Consider the following 18,154-nt stretch of genomic DNA (forward strand, 5'->3'; position numbering starts at 1 on the left):
TCCTTCGTACCTGAATTCCTCTTAAAACTTTATGTATTAAAAGATCTAAATATACCTGAAGAAAGGTCGATTCTTATGATTGAAAAAATAAAAGAGCATAGACTGCAAGTTTTAATTAGTGTGTCAGCCGTACTGATGGCAGGCTATTTTCTGTTTTCGGTAATCTTTCCCGCGGACATGAGCGACGAAGCTGCATGGGACCCCGTTGAAGAAGTTGACGGCGGAAGCGAAGACAAATCTCTTGCGGATGAACAGCTTATTATTATGGCTGATATTAAAGGAGCAGTAGTAAAGCCAGGAGTCTACGAAATGAAAGAAGGAGAACGGGTAGTGGATTTAATCACGGCAGCGGGAGGGGTTACAGAGGATGCAGAGGTATCAGGAATAAATTTTGCCGTAAGAATCACTGATGAAATGATTATTTATATACCTCGGGTCGGCGAGGAGAATCCTGCGGGAGAGCTGGCAGACTCAGGGAGTAAACAGGGTAAAGTTAATTTGAATAAAGCGAACGCCAGTGAGTTAGAAACACTGCCTGGAATTGGTCCTTCCAAATCAGCTGCAATTATTGAATACCGAGAAACAAATGGATCTTTTAAGAATATTGAGGAACTGATGGAAATAACGGGTATTGGGGATAAAACTTTCGAAAAACTGCAGGAACATATAACCGTTCAGTAAGAGAGGGAAAAATGAAATTGCGTACTGCTCTTCGAACCTTTAAACTAATAGAAAGAATTACACTTACTGAATACCGCCAGAAGGGGAGAGCAAAAATGGAAAGAATATCTTGGGATCAATATTTTATGGCTCAAAGCCAATTGCTTGCTTTGAGAAGCACATGCACCAGACTAGAGGTAGGGGCTACGATTGTAAGAGACAAGCGAATCATTGCTGGCGGATATAATGGATCGATCGCTGGAGGGGATCATTGTATCGACAGCGGCTGCTATGTAATTGATAACCATTGTGTCAGAACCGTCCACGCTGAAATGAACGCGCTCTTGCAATGTGCTAAATTCGGAGTTCAGACTGGTGGGGCAGAGTTATATGTAACTCATTTTCCGTGTCTTCAGTGCTGCAAAGCAATTATCCAAGCAGGAATTAAAGCAGTCTATTATGCTGCCGATTATAAAAATCACCCGTATGCAATAGAGCTATTCAAAATGGCCAATGTCCAAGTCGAACAAGTGGAAAGCTTAGGCCTCCAGATCGGAAGCTTGAATCGGGATAAAGCTTAAGTTTATAGATGCTGTCTAATAATCCTGTTGGTGTTTAAGTGGACAGCAAAGGCCCTTTAAAACGGGGAATAGTATAACGGCACCGAAAAGTCAGGTGTTAACCATAGGTAACATTTTATTTTTTGCTAGCTTATTTTCAGTGTTAGGTGTAATGGCTGCTCTGGAAAGTATGTTTCCATCCTTGGCAGCAGCAGCCTTAATTTGCCTAGGTTTGTTTTTATCTAAGGATACTTCTAACCGATCACTTCTAATATTCCTATCCTGTTTTAGCGGCTTTTATATCAATGGAGTAATAACAGCTGACTCAAATAGCACTTCATTAACAGGACAGGAAAAAAGTTTTTTCGTTTCTTTAAATAATGGGGTTAAAGTAGATGGCGATTCGTTTTCAGCACTAGGGACTATTGTTGGATCACAGGAGAAGCTCGCAATAACATACCGAATTAAAACTAACGAAAAAAAAATACTGTTGAAAGAGGAGATTACCCCGGGGGCTGTTTGTAAAGTAAATGGAAGGCTTACGTTGCCACCAGCTGCAAGAAACCCGAATGCTTTTGATTATAAAAATTACCTTTTTACTAAAGGAGCGTTTTGGATTTTTGAAAGCAGCAGTCTGGAATGCGGGCCAGGAAATTCAAACCTTATAAATCGAATAAAAAAGATAAGGTTAAAAGGAATCAGCTATCTTGAAAATCATTATCCAGCTGAAGCTGCCGCGATATCCATTGCGTTAGTTTTCGGTGATCGCAGTATGATTGACCCAGATACTATTCTTTCTTATCAAAAAGCAGGAGTTATCCATCTATTAGCAATCTCTGGTCTGCATGTTGGACTGCTGTCAGGTATGCTATATTTCTTTTTGCTGAGAATTGGGTTGACTAGAGAAAGAACACTAGAATTACTCTTGGTGCTCCTTCCAATTTATGCTGTTTTAACAGGGTTGTCCCCGCCTGTCAACAGGGCTGCTAGTATGATCATGATTATTTTAGCGGCGAAGCGTTTTCACCTTACATTGTCCCCACTAAGTGCAATTTCTTTTAGCCTGCTGGCTTATCTGCTCATAAATCCTTATATTATTTATGATGTTGGTTTCCAACTGTCTTTTAGGGTTAGTTTTACATTAATTATATCCGCAAAGCCAGTGATGAGAAAACAATCCTATTTTATTCGTATGGTCTTGGTTTCTCTGCTTGCTCAATTGGCCAGCCTCCCTATTCTTATGTATCACTTTTATGAAATTTCCTTGATTTCCATTTTAGCTAATTGTATTTTTGTCCCTCTTTACTCCTTCATCATTCTTCCCGTTTGCCTCCTTTTGTTTATTGTTCACTTGCTGTTACCGATGGAGTTAGTTTTCTTTGTAGAAGTTTTCTCACTGATTACCCAAGCTGCAAATGGACTTTCTGTAAAATTAGCCAGCCTTCCAGGGGCTGCTTTTATCACCGGAAGGCCCAGTTTTCAACTGCTCCTTTTCTTAGTTATCGTTCATCCGATTATGTTGATGTATTTTGAAAACCCAAAAATTCAAACTGTGAATAGAACTGTTATTATATTAGCTGTATTTTTATTTGTCCTTGTCGTTCCTGCTACCTATTCACCCTATGGCAAAGTAGTCTTTATTGATGTGGGTCAAGGTGACAGCATTCTAATTAAGCTTCCTTACAATCAAGGGATATTTCTGATTGATACAGGAGGGAATATGGTATTTGAGCAGGAAGCGTGGAAGCGAAAAAGTGACAAATTTGAGGTAGGAAAGGATATTTTAGTTCCTTATCTTAAAAGTGAAGGAGTGCGTTCCATTGATAAATTAATTCTTACGCATGGCGATCTAGATCACATCGGCGGAGCACAGGCCCTTTTTACCGAAATAAAGATAAAGGAATTGATTTTACCTGCATCAAAATCAGTTTCAATAACAGAGGAAAGGCTTTTAAAACTAGCGGAAAGCTATGGTGTTATGACACACCGCATATCAGAGGGGCCTAGTTGGAAGGCGGGAAAAGCAAAATTCAAGGTGCTTGGCCCTCCAGGGGAGAAAGATTTAGGAGGGAATAACCAGTCAATTATACTTCTGGCTGACATTGGAGGCTTAACATGGCTATTTACAGGTGACGCTGAATTGGAAGCTGAATCCCAGCTTATTAAGAATTTCCCTGAATACAATATCGACATTTTAAAGGCAGGACATCATGGCAGCAAAACATCTACGACCGAACAGCTATTAGATCATTTTAAGCCAGAAGGAGCAATATTATCGGCGGGCCAAAAAAACCGTTACGGTCATCCCCACCAAGAGGTTTTGGGACGGTTAGAAAGAAGAGGAATAAAAATATTCAGGACTGATAAAAATGGTGCAATTACCTATAGTTTTAGAGGAGAAAAAGGAACGTTTTCAAAGGAAATTCCATAGTATAAATTAACAAATTCCTTAACTCCTACATGTCAGCTGCATACACTTACCTTGCTAAAAAAGCAAAGAGACTGCATGATCTGCAGTCTCACCTTTTTCGCTATGTAGCCTGATTATCTTCCGACTACTTGAATGACTGTTGCAATTACGAACATGGTTGCAAAGAATCCGAAAGAAACGATGAAACCAACACCAGAGTCTATGGCGTCGTTACGATTGCTTTGGACGTTTTTTTCAAATTGGTTCACAGTCTACCCCTCCTATTTCCATTACAGTATAAATTAATTTCAGGAAAAAATCCAGCGTACCTTTTAAGCTTTCCTTTACTGACAAGAGTTGTCACAAATACTTTTCCGGTTCAAAGGGACAATAATAACTACAATACAAGGCGTACCGTCGTTATTTAAGTATCCTAGGCCTTAAATGGCGGCGTTTACTATAAATAGGGAATTGGTTGTGAGAAGCCAATTCCCTAATAAAACTTGTCAAAATGTCCAAGCTTCTTTACGATATGGTTAGGGTAAAACTTGATTCGAACGGAGCGAAGGACTATTGGGACTAGACATTTGGAAACAAATCAAAACTAAACAAATTAAGCCTCTATATTTATTATATGGAACGGAATCATTTCTTATAAATGAGACATATCAGCTTCTTATCGAACATGCACTTAATGAAGAAGAAGTGGAGTTTAATCTTTCTACACACGATCTTGAGGAAACCCCAATTGAAGTGGCTCTCGAAGATGCAGAGACCTTTCCATTTGTTGGAGAAAGAAGATTAATTATCCTAAGAAATCCGTCCTTTCTCACTGCAGAAAGAACAAAAGGAAAAACTGAACATAATTTAACTAAGCTGGAAGCCTATTTAAAGGAGCCGGCTCCATATTCAGTTGTTGTTTTTGTTGCTCCATATGAAAAATTAGATGAACGGAAAAAGCTAACAAAGGAGCTTAAGAGGCTCGCTTCAGTTCTAGATGCGAAAAAATTATCAGAACAGGAGCTTAAAGTTTGGGTAAGAGACAGAGCGGCTTCAAATGGAGTTCAAATTGATGAGGATGCGGTTGACCTGATGCTCTTGCTGTCTGGTACCAATCTTTTTATGCTGACAGGAGAGGTGGACAAGCTTGCTCTATACGCACAGCAGGAGAAAAGGATCCATTCGGACATGGTGGATAAACTGGTTGCAAGATCATTAGAGCAAAATATTTTCTCGCTGGTCGATAAAATCGTCAATCGCAAAATAGAACAGGCTCTTCGTATTTATTATGACTTGTTAAAGCAAAATGAAGAGCCCTTGAAAATTCTGGCCGTTATTACAGGTCAGTTTCGATTAATTTACCAGGTAAAGGAAATGGCAAGGAACGGTTATGGACAACAACAAATGGCCGGATATCTCAAAGTTCACCCATTTAGAGTGAAGTTAGCCGCAGGCCAAGCCCAATATTTCTCTGAGCAGGAGCTAACCGGGATAATAAAGCAGTTAGCTGACGCTGATTTTCAAATGAAAACAGGCGGCATGAACAAAACATTGCTTATAGAACTGTTCCTCTTCAAACTCAAAACCTTGAGATGAAAAGCGGAGCCGACTGTCCAACACCGATAAGTGCGGGATGGCTAGAGGTTGAAAGCTAATCCTGGCAGCTTATATCCTTAGCCACATAAAAAAACGACCTTCAACTGGTCGTTTTTTCTGTGTGCAATATTATTCAGCTTTTAAAGAGTTGATTCTTTTAGCTAAACGAGCTTTTTTACGGGCAGCAGCATTTTTATGGATAAGACCTTTAGAGGCTGCTTTGTCCAGCTTGCTTGCAGCTGCAACAAAAGTTTCAGCAGCTTGGTCGCTGTCATTGTTTACAATCGCAGCTTCAGTTCTTTTAACTGCAGTACGCATATTAGATTTGATTGTAATGTTGTGGGCTTTATGTGCTTCACTTGTTTTAACACGCTTGATAGCAGATTTAATATTTGGCATTTGGTTCACCTCCTAAAAAGGATCGAGAGTTTATGGAACTCGATTTTCCATTACGTTTCTTTTTATAAGAACAAGAGATATTTTATCAAACGCACGTCCATAATGCAATACTATACCCTCAATTTGATCGATAATCTAAAATGTGAATGTTTTTTTATATACAGGAAAAGATAGGAATTAGGATGTCTGTATAGAAAGGAAGATTTTTAATGAAAGAACCTATTGATTTAAGCAAATATTCAGTACGTACCGACCTTGCTGTGGAAGCACGAGAGATGGTTCTTCAAAAAAGGGATGCAACAGTTCACGATCAACAGGACTCTTCCCATATTGAAGGAGTCATAATAAAGGAAAAAGAAGAGAATGGCATAAAGGTGTCACTGGTCGAGGTGACAGCTGAGGGTGAAAAGGAACTTGGGAAAAAGCAGGGACAATACATAACAATAGAGGTTGTCGGAATCAGGCAGCAGGACACCGAGCTCCAGCAAAAAGTTGAAGAAGTGTTTGCTTCAGAGTTTGCCCGGTTTTTAAGGCAGAAAGGAATAAAGAAAAATGCCTCCTGTTTAGTCGTAGGGTTAGGCAACTGGAACGTTACTCCAGACGCCTTGGGACCGCTTGTATGCGAAAATATTCTGGTTACCCAGCATCTATTTACCCTTCAGCCAGAAAGAGTACAAGACGGCTATCGCCCTGTTAGTGCACTAACTCCTGGAGTGATGGGTCTAACAGGGATTGAAACAAGTGATATTATTTTTGGTGTTGCCGAAAAAACCAAACCGGATTTTGTTATTGCAATCGATGCGTTGGCCTCACGCTCAATTGAAAGGGTTAATGCATCGATCCAAATATCAGATACAGGAATTCATCCTGGTTCTGGTGTAGGGAATAAGCGAAAAGAAATCAGTCAGGAAACACTGGGCGTACCTGTTATTGCGATTGGAGTTCCAACGGTTGTTGACGCAGTGACAATTACAAGTGATACGATTGATTTTATCCTTAAGCATTTTGGAAAAGAGTTAAAAGAAGGTGACCGTCCATCCCGGGCTTTGACGCCGGCAGGAATGACATTTGGTGGAAGGAAGAAACTCTCTGATGAGGACCTTCCAGGGGAAGAACACCGCAAAACCTTTCTTGGCATTGTTGGCACGCTTCCAGAAGTTGAAAAGCGCAAGCTGATTCATGAGGTTCTTGCTCCACTTGGCCATAACTTAATGGTTACCCCAAAAGAAGTAGATGTTTTTATGGAGGATATGGCTAATCTAATTTCAAACGGGCTAAATGCAGCGCTGCACGAGTCTATTAATCAGGATAATGCAGGGTTTACTACCAGGTAGAAAGCCAAGGAAAGAACCATTTGGATGCAGCACGAACCTGGAGCTAACCGCCCAGCACATCTTTGCCCGAATAGCAGAAACAGGCCGCGGCAATACCGTGGCCTGCATTTTGCGGGGGCATTTGCCAGGAACCTTTCTTTACAAAATCAGTTCTATCTTCTCTATCAAAGTCATATGATTTACTAGACTTATGAAGAGAGGTAGAAATAGATGAAATTTTTAAGAGGACCAGAAATCATCATTGCTGTGCAAGGGACAAGCATTATAAAAGTCTTGGCAGGGTTTCTGCTTTTGTTGATCACTATCTTTTCAATAAGCGGAGTATTAACATCTTTAAAGCCTGAATATCGTCTATCGTCAGCTTCTGTTAACAGTGCAGCTACAAATATTTCTGGTGAACTCCTTTACCAGCTAATGGGCTGGGAAAATCATAGTTTATTGCAAGTTCTTCCTGAAGGAAAGAAATCACCCATGCTGACTAGTAAAATGTTCAACCTTTCTACCAATATTCATCTCGATGATCCGCGAAGTTTATTAGGACGCGAACTGCCCGGTTTTTCTCTGTTTGATGGGAAAATACTAGTTGCAGGAGAAGGTACTAACTACACGAACATGCCAATGGAATCAGCCCCTCCTCTTGACGTACTGAAGGCAGAACAAGAAGCAGCTCTTCAAAATACGGCAGATATTGAAAATCCCAAAAATGATAATACTGAAATTAATTCAGCCCCTATGACAACGGGTGGAAGGAAAGTCGTGTACGTTTATTTTTCCCATACCCGCGAAAGTTATCTTCCGTATTTAAAGGGCGTTACTGATCCAAACAAGGCCTATCATTCAAAAATAAATGTCACCAAAATTGGCGATAAATTAAAAGAGAGTCTTGAATCAAACGGAATTGGCACAACTGTCGATAAGACCGATGTGATGGAAAACTTAAACAATAAGGGCTTTAGCTTCGGAAAAGCATATCAGGAGTCCAGGCCTTTGGTTCAAACGGCTATGGCGGGTGATCGTGATCTTCAATATTTTATTGATATTCACAGAGATGGTCACCGTAAGGATAAAACGACGATGGTGATTAACGGAAAATCATATGCCAAACTAGCTTTTGTTATTGGAGCTGAGCATGAGAACTACGAAAAGAACCTTAAGCTTGCGCGTGAGCTTCACAACCTTCTTGAAACAAAATATAAGGGCTTAAGCCGTGGAATTATTGAAAAAAAGGGAGAGATGACGAACGGGAAATTCAATCAGGATTTATCGGGAAATGCGATGTTGCTTGAATTTGGCGGTGTAGATAACACATTTGAAGAACTAAACAGATCTGCAGAAGCCTTAGCGGATGTTTTTAGCGAATTTTACTGGCAGGCAGAAAAAGTAGACGCTTCCGTTGAGAGCCAGCCGGAATAAGAAATAACCAGAATGCCGGGTGATCCATATGAAAATGTTTATGTTAAAAAGTGTTCTGATTGCAGCACTGATGTTTTTAGCTGTACTGTTTGGAATGGAACAGGCTAATAGCGGGATTCATAAAATGAAAGGCTATGAAGATCCTAACTTCAAAAGTGCGTTTAATTTAAGTGAGGATGAAAGCGGAGAACTTGAGACATCTGTTCTTGGAAATAAAATTACTAGCCATGATCTTGAGAAAAAAAAGGAACAATTAGAAGAGCTTAAAGCTTATAATTTTTTTTCATCAATTGGAAGGAAGCTAGCAGATGGACTGTCGAGTGCAGCTAATACGGTTATTCGTTTTATAACAAGTAACGCAGGAGGTTAACTCTTAACGGTGAGTGCTGTATCTCCCCCATGAATAGTTATGAAACTTATCCTGTAACGCCTATCAGTAAGAGGGCCTTGTTTACGGCCCTTTTAGAATTTATCAGCCTTATTCAATGGATTTACCAGTTTTACAACATCCGGTTTTAATTGAATCTTGTGTACCCTGCTGATATAATCTAGAATTAGTTAGATGTGCGAGAATAGTAGGAGTGAACTTCATGAATAGAGAAGAACGGCTTAAACAGCAAACAAAAATACGTAATTTCTCGATTATTGCCCATATTGACCATGGGAAATCAACACTTGCAGACCGAATATTAGAGAAAACCAATGCTTTGACATCTAGGGAGATGAAGGCACAGCTGCTTGATTCAATGGACCTTGAAAGAGAGCGGGGCATCACCATCAAGCTAAATTCAGTTCAATTGAAATATAAAGCAAAAGATGGCGAGATTTATACTTTTCATTTAATTGATACTCCAGGTCATGTCGATTTTACATATGAGGTTTCCCGGAGCCTTGCCGCCTGTGAGGGAGCTGTACTTGTGGTAGATGCAGCACAGGGAATTGAAGCCCAAACCCTCGCAAACGTATATCTTGCAATTGACAATGAACTGGAAATTGTACCTGTAATCAATAAAATTGACCTTCCAAGTGCAGACCCTGAACGGGTACGCAAAGAGATAGAAGAAGTGATTGGGCTTGACGCTTCTGATGCAGTCCTTGCTTCCGCAAAAGCCGGAATTGGGATTGAAGAAATCCTCGAACAAATCGTTGAAAAAGTCCCAGCGCCTCAGGGAGACCCTGATGCTCCTTTAAAGGCTTTGATTTTTGACTCCTTGTATGATGCTTACCGAGGGGTAATTGCTTATATACGCGTTGTCGATGGAACCGTTAAAGTTGGCGACAAGGTTAAAATGATGGCAACAGGTAAAGAATTTGAGGTAACAGAACTTGGGGTATTTACACCAAAGGCAGTGGCCCGTGATGAGTTATCTGTAGGGGATGTTGGCTTTTTAACAGCAGCTATAAAAAATGTTGCCGATACGCGTGTTGGGGATACAATTACGAATGCGAAAAAAGGAGCGACTGAAGGATTACCGGGTTACCGTCGCTTAAATCCAATGGTTTATTGCGGCCTTTATCCAATTGACTCCGCCAAATTTAATGACTTGCGTGATGCACTTGAAAAGCTAGAATTGAATGATGCAGCGCTTCAATTTGAACCGGAAACCTCGCAGGCTCTGGGATTTGGCTTCCGCTGCGGATTTCTGGGACTTCTCCATATGGAGATCATCCAGGAACGAATTGAGCGGGAATTCAAAATTGATTTGATTACAACTGCGCCAAGTGTTATTTATCATGTTGTCATGACTGATGGATCTGACTTGAAAGTCGATAACCCGAACCATATGCCTGATCCACAAAAAATTGACCGGATTGAGGAACCGTATGTTAAAGCAACCATGATGGCTCCTAATGATTATGTAGGAGCCATTATGGAGCTTTGCCAGGATAAGCGGGGAATCTTTATTGATATGCAATACATGGATGAAACGAGAGTCAATATTGTTTATGAAATCCCTTTATCTGAGATTGTTTATGACTTTTTTGACCAGTTAAAGTCTAGTACGAAAGGCTATGCTTCCTTTGACTATGAATTAATTGGCTATAAGCCTTCAAAGCTGGTGAAAATGGACATCCTGTTAAATGCAGAAAAGGTCGATGCTCTCAGCTTTATAGTCCATAATGATTTTGCTTATGACCGTGGTAAAATCATTGTAGAAAAGCTTAAAGAACTAATTCCGCGCCAGCAGTTTGAAGTGCCTGTTCAGGCTGCCATCGGGCAAAAAATCGTGGCCCGCTCCACCATTAAGTCAATGGGGAAGAATGTTCTTGCCAAGTGTTACGGCGGTGACATTTCACGTAAGCGGAAACTTTTAGAGAAACAAAAAGAAGGTAAGAAACGAATGAAGCAAGTTGGTTCTGTAGAGGTTCCACAAGAGGCGTTTATGGCTGTATTAAAGATGGATGATCAGAAAAAATAAGGTATGTTAGGTTAGAGATGCTTACTGCAACAAGCAGCTCTAACCTTTTTAATTTTTAAGCTTGGAAGTGAAAAAATGATTAAAGCAGCTTATATCCACATTCCTTTCTGTGAGCATATTTGCCACTATTGTGATTTTAATAAAGTTTTTCTTAAAGGTCAGCCTGTGGACGATTATTTGACATATTTAGATAAAGAGATGGAATTGACTCTTAAAGAAGCGCCGGTATCCAAACTGCAGACTATATTTGTTGGGGGCGGAACGCCGACAGCACTGAATGAGCGGCAGCTAGAAAAGCTCTGTACAAGTGTGAGGGACAGACTTTCTTTTGACGAAAAGGCAGAATATACATTTGAAGCCAACCCAGGAGATTTATCGGTTGAAAAATTAAAGGTTTTAAAAGACGCAGGTGTTAACCGACTTAGCTTTGGAGTCCAGACTTTTAATGATGAGCTTTTAAAAAAAATCGGCAGATCCCACAGGCGTGCAGATGTTTTTACTTCTATCGAAGCGGCTAAAAAAGTCGGTTTTGAAAACATAAGCATTGATTTAATATACAGTTTGCCAGGACAAACAGTGAGTGATTTTAAAGCTTCATTGGATACAGCTTTTACACTTGATGTCACCCATTATTCCGGTTATTCACTTATTATTGAACCGAAGACCGTCTTCTATAATTTAATGAAAAAAGGCAAGCTGCCTCTTCCTGGTGAAGAAATAGAAACGGAAATGTACGAACTGCTCATTAATGAGATGGAAGCCCACGGATTCAGCCAGTATGAAATCAGCAACTTTTCTTTACCAGGCTATGAAAGCAAGCATAATCTAACTTATTGGGATAACGAGGAATATTTTGGATTTGGTGCGGGGGCGCATGGTTATATTAATGGCAGGCGAGAGTCTAATTTTGGACCATTAAAAAAATACATGGAGCCGCTTGAATCACAGAGGCGTCCCATTATGGAATCCCATACTGTTACGAGGGAAGAAATGATTGAGGAAGAGATGTTCCTTGGTTTAAGGAAGACAAAAGGTGTGTCTATTCAGCATTTCACCGAAAAATTTTCACAAAGCCCGCTGGACTATTTTGCTCCGGAGCTAAGTGAATTTCAAGAACGAGGACTCCTTGAGGTTAAGAATGATTCTATTTTCCTTACGAAAAAAGGTAAATTTTTAGGGAACGAAGTGTTCCAGTCTTTTATTGGCGTAGCAAATCGTTGACATCTGCCCCCTTCATTTGATAATTTATTAGTAGAATTAGCACTCGTAATATAAGAGTGCTAACAGAGGTGATAATCGGTGCTAACAGATCGTCAATTGTTGATTCTTCAGGTAATTGTTGATGACTTTATTCGATCTGCTCAACCAGTCGGCTCGAGGAGCTTGTCGAAAAAAGAAGAGATATCTTTTAGTCCAGCCACCATTCGAAACGAAATGGCAGACCTTGAAGAACTTGGATTTATAGAAAAAACTCACACCTCATCAGGACGGATTCCGTCTGAAAAGGGGTATAGGTACTACGTGGACCATTTGCTGCTTCCTGAACAGCTCGGACATTCTGATGTTCACAAAGTTAAGTCAGTTTTTGCCGAAAGGATTTATGAACTTGAAAAAATAGTCCAACGGTCTGCGAAAATCCTATCAGAGTTAACCAATTACACATCAATTGTACTTGGTCCAGCAGTAAAGGATAACAAACTGAAAAAGATTCAGATTGTGCCATTAAATAAAGAAACAGCAATTGCGATTATTGTGACTGACACCGGACATGTTGAAAACAAAATATTTCAGTTCCCTGCTAGCTTGGATTCAGGTGAAATGGAAAAGCTGGCAAACATTCTGAATGACCGTTTGGCCGGAGTTCCTCTCGTTGATCTCACTAATAAAATTTATAAAGAGGTGGCAGTTCTACTGCGCTTGCATATCAGTAATTATGATTTAATGCTTCACGCCATTGCTGATACACTAAAAATGCCAGGTCATGAGAAGCTGTTTTTTGGTGGCAAAACGAATATGCTTAGCCAGCCTGATTTTAGTGACATCAATAAACTCCGAGGCCTGATGAATATGATTGAACATGAAGACAGTCTGTATAAGCTGATCCGTGAGAAAAAGTCCGGGATCAGCATCAAAATTGGCAGGGAAAATGAAAATTCAGCCATGGAAGACTGCAGTTTAATCACAGCTACTTATTCTATTGGGACTGAACAGCTTGGTACAGTCGCTATACTTGGGCCGACAAGGATGGAATATTCTCGTGTTATCAGCCTGCTACAGCTAATTAGCACGGATTTATCAAGGGTACTTACAGATTTGTATCAAAATAAGTAGCACTGGAAATATTGAGTAAGGGTGGAACGCTAGGTTCCATCCCTTATGATGTGTTTAAATTAGATACTTAAGAACGTTTATCCTTTAAGGGAGGTGAGTAAATTGTCAGAAGAAAGAAAAGAAGGTTACGAAGAAATGCAAACCGAAAACCCAGCATCAGAGGGAGCTTCCGAGGAGACTTTTGCAGAGACTGGGGACGCTGCTTTAGAGGATGAAAATACGGTGGAACAAGCAGCCGATAATCCTGCAGAACACAGAATCACGGAATTAGAAATGAAACTGGAAGAAACTGAAAACCGGTATTTCCGTCTTCAGGCTGATATGGAAAACTTACGCCGCCGTTCAAGACTTGATCTTGAGGCTAGTTCCAAATATAGAGCTCAAAACCTGATTAGTGATCTATTACCTGTTATTGATAATTTTGAGAGAGCATTGAAAATGGATGCCGATAACGAACAAGCCAAGTCCATTCTAAAAGGTATGGAGATGGTTTACAATGGCCTGATTGCTGCCTTGAAAACGGAAGGTGCCGAGCCAATTGAGTCAGCTGGCAAAGAGTTCGATCCACATGTGCACCAAGCTGTGATGCAGGTTGAAGATGAAAACTTCGAACCTAATACAGTTGTCGAGGAATTTCAAAAAGGCTACAAGCTTAAAGATCGTATCATTAGGCCAGCAATGGTTAAGGTCAGCCAATAATATTACATATTGAATTAGGAGGCAAATGAACATGAGCAAAATAATTGGGATCGATTTAGGAACCACCAATTCATGCGTAGCTGTTCTTGAAGGCGGCGAACCAAAGGTAATTCCTAATCCGGAAGGAAACAGAACAACTCCATCTGTTGTCGCATTTAAAAACGGAGAGCGCCAGGTTGGTGAAGTGGCAAAGCGCCAGTCAATCACAAACCCGAATACAATTATTTCCATCAAGCGCCATATGGGGACAGATCATCAAACAGAGGTGGATGGTAAAACTTATACACCTCAGGAAATTTCAGCGATCATTCTTCAGCACTTAAAAGCGTATGCAGAAGATTACCTAGGAGAAAAGGTAACGAAGGCAGTTGTCACGGTTCCTGCTTATTTCAATGACGCAGAACGCCAAGCAACAAAAGATGCGGGTAAAATCGCAGGTCTTGAAGTAGAGCGGATTATTAATGAACCTACTGCGGCAGCGCTAGCGTATGGATTAGATAAAATGGAGGAAGATCAAACAATCCTTGTTTATGACTTAGGCGGCGGTACCTTTGATGTTTCCATTCTAGAATTAGGCGACGGGGTATTTGAGGTTAAATCAACGGCTGGAGACAACCGTCTTGGCGGAGATGATTTTGATCAAGTTATAATCGATTATCTTGTTGAGCAATTTAAAAAAGAAAATGGAATTGACCTTTCAAAGGACAAGATGGCTCTTCAGCGTTTAAAGGATGCTGCGGAAAAAGCTAAAAAAGATCTTTCAGGTGTTTCTTCCACTCAGATCTCTCTTCCTTTCATTACAGCTGGAGAAGCAGGACCTCTTCACCTTGAACTAAACTTAACTAGAGCAAAGTTTGAAGAACTGTCTGCAGATTTAGTTGAGCGCACAATGGGTCCAACACGGCAGGCGCTAAAAGATGCAGGCCTAAATCCTGCAGAAATTGACAAGGTTATTCTTGTCGGTGGATCTACTCGAATTCCAGCCGTTCAGGAAGCTATTAAAAAAGAGACAGGCAAAGAACCTCATAGAGGTGTTAACCCTGACGAAGTTGTTGCAATGGGAGCTGCTATCCAGGGCGGCGTAATTTCCGGTGATGTTAAGGATGTTGTCCTATTAGACGTGACGCCACTTTCACTTGGAATTGAAACGATGGGCTCTGTATTTACGAAATTGATTGACCGCAATACGACTATTCCAACATCTAAGTCACAAACTTTCTCAACAGCTGCTGACAACCAAACAGCAGTCGATATACATGTGCTTCAGGGAGAGCGTCCAATGGCTGCAGACAATAAGACACTCGGCCGCTTCCAGTTAAGTGATATCCCGCCTGCACCACGCGGAGTTCCTCAAATCGAGGTTACTTTTGATATCGATAAGAACGGTATCGTTAATGTAAGAGCCAAAGATTTGGGAACGAATAAAGAACAGGCGATTACAATCAAATCTTCAACAGGCCTGTCCGATGAAGAAATTGATAAAATGGTAAGAGAAGCAGAAGAAAATGCTGAGGCAGACAAACAGCGTAAAGAAGAAGTTGAACTGCGTAATGAAGCTGATCAGTTAGTATTTACCACTGAAAAAACATTGAAAGACCTTGAAGGCAAGGTAGACGAAGCAGACGTGACCAAAGCCAATGAAGCAAAAGAAGAGTTGAAGTCTGCAATCGAGAAAAACGATCTTGATGAAATTCGTACGAAAAAGGATGCGTTACAGGAAATTGTTCAGAATCTGTCTGCTAAGCTTTATGAAGAAGCAGCTAAACAGGCACAAGCTCAGCAAGGTGAACAAGGACCACAAAGTTCAACAGACGATAACGTTGTTGATGCTGAATATGAAGAAGTCAAGGATGATAAATAAGATCTAAAGCCTTCTGTAAAATTTGTTCTGGTTTCTTTTAAGTCAAAGTCAGGTCATCTTGGCTTTGGCTTTTTCTTTACCAGTGCGAGTCAATAAGTATGGAATTCCATTAAACAGGCAAAAAAATAGTCATATTAGAGATTGGCTCCTTTGGTGTATTAAAGTGTAAAGTGCCTGTCGTTGGTAACAGGCCCTTTGCACTTTTAATTGCACATTGATGAGTTTGAATGATAAAATAATCTTTATGTGAAAAGATACGGGAGTGGTAATCATGAGTAAACGGGATTACTATGAAGTTCTGGGGGTTAGCAAAGGAGCTTCTAAGGAAGAAATAAAAAAGGCTTATCGTAAGCTTTCTAAAAAATATCATCCAGATATAAATAAAGAGTCTGGAGCAGACGAACAATTTAAGGAAGTAAAAGAAGCTTATGAGGTCTTAAGTGATGACCAAAAACGTTCTCATTACGATCAATTTGGACATACAGATCCGAACCAAGGTTTTGGGGGAGGATCAGATTTCAATGGTTTTGGCGGGTTTGAAGATATCTTCAATAGCTTCTTTGGAGGCGGTGGCCAGAGACGCCGTGATCCTAATGCACCTAGGCAGGGTGCCGACTTGCAGTACACTATGACTTTAGGCTTCGATGAGGCCGTTTTTGGCAAAGAGACTGACATTGAAATCCCTAAGGAAGAACAATGTGATACCTGTGATGGTTCAGGAGCAAAGCCTGGCACTAAGGCAGAGACTTGTAAACATTGTCATGGGTCAGGACAGCTTAATATTGAGCAAAACACACCTTTTGGCAGGATTGTTAACCGTCGTGTTTGCCATTATTGCAATGGTACCGGGAAAGAAATCAAACATAAATGTTCAACCTGTTCTGGAACAGGTACAGTAAAAAAACGCCGCAAAATCCATGTGAAAATCCCTGCTGGTGTAGACGATGGACAGCAGCTTCGCGTGTCAGGCCAGGGTGAACCAGGGATTAATGGCGGCCCGTCAGGTGATCTTTATATTGTTTTCCACATAAGAGAACATGAATTTTTTGAACGGGATGGGGACGACATTTATTGCGAAATGCCGTTAACATTTGTTCAGGCTGCACTTGGAGACGAGGTTGAGGTTCCGACACTTCATGGGCGTGTAAAGCTTAAAATCCCTGCTGGGACTCAAACAGGGACCAAGTTTCGCCTGAAGGGCAAGGGAGTTCCGAATGTAAGGGGCTATGGTATCGGAGATCAGCATATTATTATTCGAATTGTAACACCGACAAAGCTCACAGAAAAACAAAAGCAATTACTTCGTGATTATGCTGAAGTCAGTGGGCAAGTCCCTCACGGAGAGCAGGAAGACGGCTTTTTCTCGAAAGTAAAAAGAGCCTTTAAGGGTGAATAACGGAATGGAGTTGGTAGAAGGTGAAATGGTCTGAAATCAGTATCTTGACTACAAATGAAGCGGTTGAGCCGGTTTCTAATATTTTACATGAGGCGGGAGCCAGTGGTGTAGTAATCGAGGATCCGTTTGAACTGATTAAGGAAAGAGAAGACCAATTCGGTGAAATTTACCAGCTTAATCCTGCTGATTACCCGGACGAGGGCGTGATCGTAAAAGCTTATCTTCCAGTTAACAGTTTTCTCGGCGAGACAGTGGATGGAATTAAGGAAGCCATTAGTAATTTAATCCGCTATAACATTGATATCGGAAAAAACAGGGTATCAATTAGTGAAGTTAATGAAGAAGAATGGGCTACTGCCTGGAAAAAGTATTATAACCCAGTTAAAATATCAGAAAAGTTTACGATTGTGCCGACATGGGAAGATTATACCCCAGTTAATAGTGATGAGCTGATCATTGAACTTGACCCTGGCATGGCATTTGGCACTGGCACACATCCAACAACGGTAATGTGCATACAGGCACTGGAGCGGATAGTGAAGCCTGGAGATCAGGTTCTGGATGTGGGCACGGGCTCAGGAGTATTAAGTATTGCAGCAGCAAAGCTTGGAGCTGCCGAAGTGCAGGCCCTCGATCTGGATGAAGTGGCGGTTAATGTTGCTAAAATTAACATAAAGCTAAATAAAACAAATGAGGTTGTATCAGTTAGACAGAATAATCTCTTAAATGAAATTGATATTAAAGCAGATATCATCGTAGCAAACATATTAGCAGAAGTAATTGTCCGCTTTGTGGATGCTGCAAGTGCTAACTTGAGAAGTGGTGGAACTTTTATCGCTTCTGGGATTATTCAGCCTAAGAAGCAGGAAGTGATTGATAGCATGATTGCTGCTGGTTTTGATATCACTGAGACATTGGCCATGGAGGATTGGGTCGCGATAATCGCTACTAAAAAATAGGTTCTGTTAAAGAAAAATATTGATTTTACTATGAATTGTTGAGTAGGGGTGTGAGCCTCTTCAAAAATGCAAACTCATGTCAGGGGGAAAGCGTGGCAAGAGAGCTGATGGTCGGA

16 protein-coding genes are annotated in these 18,154 nt (G+C 40.7%); 14 read left to right on the top strand and 2 right to left on the bottom strand.

Translation table 11 applies throughout. The annotated features are described in order from the left end of the window. Positions 1–75: 75 nt before the first annotated feature. The 3 genes from HRJ06_RS05495 to HRJ06_RS05505 all read left to right on the top strand — a co-directional run bounded on the left by HRJ06_RS05495 (position 76) and on the right by HRJ06_RS05505 (position 3,651). Positions 76–681, top strand: coding sequence for a helix-hairpin-helix domain-containing protein (locus HRJ06_RS05495; protein ID WP_174730099.1), 606 nt, complete (start codon positions 76–78; stop codon positions 679–681). Between the two features lie 95 nt (positions 682–776). Beyond that, positions 777–1,241: a ComE operon protein 2 gene (locus HRJ06_RS05500; RefSeq protein ID WP_174730264.1), complete on the top strand. Its 465-nt coding sequence runs from the start codon at positions 777–779 to the stop codon at positions 1,239–1,241. 151 nt (positions 1,242–1,392) lie between these two features. After that, entirely contained in the window at positions 1,393–3,651 is a 2,259-nt protein-coding gene (locus HRJ06_RS05505) for a DNA internalization-related competence protein ComEC/Rec2 (RefSeq protein WP_174730102.1), read from the top strand. A 113-nt stretch (positions 3,652–3,764) separates the two neighbouring features. On the opposite strand, the gene HRJ06_RS05510 is transcribed toward HRJ06_RS05505, so the two are convergent. Next, entirely contained in the window at positions 3,765–3,899 is a 135-nt protein-coding gene (locus HRJ06_RS05510; protein ID WP_174730105.1) for a YqzM family protein, read from the bottom strand. A 304-nt stretch (positions 3,900–4,203) separates the two neighbouring features. On the opposite strand from HRJ06_RS05510, the gene holA reads away from it, so the two are divergent. After that, positions 4,204–5,226 carry a DNA polymerase III subunit delta gene (gene holA / locus HRJ06_RS05515; protein ID WP_174730108.1) on the top strand — a complete coding sequence of 341 codons (1,023 nt, stop codon included), beginning with the start codon at positions 4,204–4,206 and terminating at the stop codon, positions 5,224–5,226. 129 nt (positions 5,227–5,355) lie between these two features. Here holA and rpsT read toward each other — a convergent pair whose 3' ends face one another. Continuing rightward, complete coding sequence (rpsT, locus tag HRJ06_RS05520) at positions 5,356–5,625, bottom strand: 30S ribosomal protein S20 (protein WP_174730111.1); 270 nt, start codon at positions 5,623–5,625, stop codon at positions 5,356–5,358. Positions 5,626–5,834: 209 nt separating this feature from the next. Between rpsT and gpr the strand changes: the two genes are divergently transcribed. The 10 genes from gpr (at position 5,835) to prmA (ending at position 18,038) form a co-directional block, all read left to right on the top strand. After that, entirely contained in the window at positions 5,835–6,959 is a 1,125-nt protein-coding gene (gene gpr, locus HRJ06_RS05525) for a GPR endopeptidase (RefSeq protein WP_174730114.1), read from the top strand. A 210-nt stretch (positions 6,960–7,169) separates the two neighbouring features. Next, on the top strand, positions 7,170–8,372 hold the full coding sequence (gene spoIIP, locus HRJ06_RS05530; RefSeq protein WP_174730116.1) for a stage II sporulation protein P: 1,203 nt from the start codon (positions 7,170–7,172) through the stop codon (positions 8,370–8,372). A gap of 28 nt (positions 8,373–8,400) precedes the next feature. Then, positions 8,401–8,742, top strand: a complete 342-nt coding sequence (locus HRJ06_RS05535) for a YqxA family protein (RefSeq protein WP_174730118.1) — start codon at positions 8,401–8,403, stop codon at positions 8,740–8,742. 220 nt (positions 8,743–8,962) lie between these two features. Further along, complete coding sequence (lepA, locus tag HRJ06_RS05540; RefSeq protein ID WP_174730120.1) at positions 8,963–10,792, top strand: translation elongation factor 4; 1,830 nt, start codon at positions 8,963–8,965, stop codon at positions 10,790–10,792. Between the two features lie 75 nt (positions 10,793–10,867). Beyond that, positions 10,868–12,013 carry a radical SAM family heme chaperone HemW gene (gene hemW, locus HRJ06_RS05545; protein ID WP_174730122.1) on the top strand — a complete coding sequence of 382 codons (1,146 nt, stop codon included), beginning with the start codon at positions 10,868–10,870 and terminating at the stop codon, positions 12,011–12,013. 78 nt (positions 12,014–12,091) lie between these two features. Next, on the top strand, positions 12,092–13,123 hold the full coding sequence (gene hrcA / locus HRJ06_RS05550) for a heat-inducible transcriptional repressor HrcA (protein ID WP_174730124.1): 1,032 nt from the start codon (positions 12,092–12,094) through the stop codon (positions 13,121–13,123). Positions 13,124–13,225: 102 nt separating this feature from the next. Then, positions 13,226–13,822: a nucleotide exchange factor GrpE gene (grpE, locus tag HRJ06_RS05555; RefSeq protein ID WP_422392712.1), complete on the top strand. Its 597-nt coding sequence runs from the start codon at positions 13,226–13,228 to the stop codon at positions 13,820–13,822. 31 nt (positions 13,823–13,853) lie between these two features. After that, complete coding sequence (gene dnaK / locus HRJ06_RS05560; protein WP_174730126.1) at positions 13,854–15,683, top strand: molecular chaperone DnaK; 1,830 nt, start codon at positions 13,854–13,856, stop codon at positions 15,681–15,683. A 271-nt stretch (positions 15,684–15,954) separates the two neighbouring features. Beyond that, positions 15,955–17,079 carry a molecular chaperone DnaJ gene (dnaJ, locus tag HRJ06_RS05565; protein ID WP_174730128.1) on the top strand — a complete coding sequence of 375 codons (1,125 nt, stop codon included), beginning with the start codon at positions 15,955–15,957 and terminating at the stop codon, positions 17,077–17,079. A gap of 20 nt (positions 17,080–17,099) precedes the next feature. Then, positions 17,100–18,038: a 50S ribosomal protein L11 methyltransferase gene (gene prmA / locus HRJ06_RS05570; protein ID WP_174730130.1), complete on the top strand. Its 939-nt coding sequence runs from the start codon at positions 17,100–17,102 to the stop codon at positions 18,036–18,038. Positions 18,039–18,154: the final 116 nt, after the last annotated feature.

It is taken from the genome of Mesobacillus harenae, from assembly GCF_013343715.1.
Lineage (GTDB): Bacteria > Bacillota > Bacilli > Bacillales > Cytobacillaceae > Mesobacillus_A > Mesobacillus_A harenae.

Excerpts from the sequence above, each read along its gene's own strand:
- hemW (WP_174730122.1), top strand. The coding sequence starts at position 10,868 with ATGATTAAAGCAGCTTATATCCACATTCCTTTCTGTGAGCATATTTGC.
- rpsT (WP_174730111.1), bottom strand. The coding sequence starts at position 5,625 with ATGCCAAATATTAAATCTGCTATCAAGCGTGTTAAAACAAGTGAAGCA.
- dnaK (WP_174730126.1), top strand. The coding sequence starts at position 13,854 with ATGAGCAAAATAATTGGGATCGATTTAGGAACCACCAATTCATGCGTA.
- lepA (WP_174730120.1), top strand. The coding sequence starts at position 8,963 with ATGAATAGAGAAGAACGGCTTAAACAGCAAACAAAAATACGTAATTTC.
- HRJ06_RS05535 (WP_174730118.1), top strand. The coding sequence starts at position 8,401 with ATGAAAATGTTTATGTTAAAAAGTGTTCTGATTGCAGCACTGATGTTT.
- HRJ06_RS05495 (WP_174730099.1), top strand. The coding sequence starts at position 76 with ATGATTGAAAAAATAAAAGAGCATAGACTGCAAGTTTTAATTAGTGTG.
- spoIIP (WP_174730116.1), top strand. The coding sequence starts at position 7,170 with ATGAAATTTTTAAGAGGACCAGAAATCATCATTGCTGTGCAAGGGACA.
- dnaJ (WP_174730128.1), top strand. The coding sequence starts at position 15,955 with ATGAGTAAACGGGATTACTATGAAGTTCTGGGGGTTAGCAAAGGAGCT.
- HRJ06_RS05500 (WP_174730264.1), top strand. The coding sequence starts at position 777 with ATGGAAAGAATATCTTGGGATCAATATTTTATGGCTCAAAGCCAATTG.
- gpr (WP_174730114.1), top strand. The coding sequence starts at position 5,835 with ATGAAAGAACCTATTGATTTAAGCAAATATTCAGTACGTACCGACCTT.
- HRJ06_RS05505 (WP_174730102.1), top strand. The coding sequence starts at position 1,393 with ATGGCTGCTCTGGAAAGTATGTTTCCATCCTTGGCAGCAGCAGCCTTA.